At 45.6% G+C, this 917-nt stretch carries 2 protein-coding genes; both read right to left on the bottom strand.

Features of this window, described 5'->3' with window-relative positions:
- Positions 1-521, bottom strand: a 521-nt coding sequence (locus AC1DE7_RS31585) for an IS3 family transposase (protein ID WP_477535891.1), incomplete at its 3' end; no start/stop codon positions are given.
- Positions 522-532: 11 nt separating this feature from the next.
- On the bottom strand, positions 533-850 hold the full coding sequence (locus AC1DE7_RS31580) for a transposase (RefSeq protein WP_074094933.1): 318 nt from the start codon (positions 848-850) through the stop codon (positions 533-535).
- Between the last annotated feature and the right edge of the window lie 67 nt (positions 851-917).

Below are 917 nucleotides of genomic sequence, written 5' to 3'. Positions count from 1 at the left end.
GCTTCCTCCAGTGCACCCATCACCAAACTGGTTTCCATATGGTTATATAGACGCCAGCCTACAATTTCACGTGTGCACAAATCCAGAACGCTGGCGAGATATAGACGACCTCCTCGGCAAGGAATGTAGGTGATGTCGGTAACCCATACTGTATTCGGTTTGGACGTTCTAAATTGTTGATTCAGCGTATTCGGTGCAATGGGATGATCGTGTTTGGAATCCGTAGTTTGAACGCGATATTTGGGCATGACCACAGAACGTAGATTCATTTGACGCATGTATATACTGACGGTACGGGAAGAGATTCGCAACCCTTCTAAATGGAGCAGATACGTAATTTTAGGACTTCCACACCGCATCCGGTGGTCGTAAAAATGATAGCGAATACGCTTCATGACCTCGTCTTTACGGTTCTGCCGCATGCTGGTTCGGTCCATTCGCCATTTGTAATATCCGCTCCGTGATACTTGAAAGGTTCTGCACATCTTCTCCAAAGAAAACTCGGAGCGATGATCTTCCACAAACTGAAATCTTAGCTCTTTGGTTTGCTGAAGATGTGCACTGCTTTTTTTACAATCGCCAGTTCTTCTTGTGTATCCGCAAGCGTGTGATCTTTCTCTTGAAGCAACCGGCGCATCTCTTGAAGCTCTGCTTCCAGTTCCTTCACTCGATCTACGCTGGCAACAGGCTCATGTTTTAGTTCGCGGTACTTACTCATCCATTGGTGCAACGTACTTTTTGGAATGTTGAGTTCTTCTGCCAAATCTCCAAGTGTCTTCGTCTGCTCTTGAATGAATTTGACCGTTTGTTTCTTGAATTCTTCGTTATATCGTTGCCGCTGTTCTCCCATGTGGACACCTCCGTTAGTCTTATTATCCTTCCGTCCGTTAACGGGTGTCCACTTTTTATTCTAGCTC

The organism is Paenibacillus sp. 10L310, from assembly GCF_056395745.1.
This window is presented reverse-complemented; position numbering and strand designations above follow the sequence as displayed.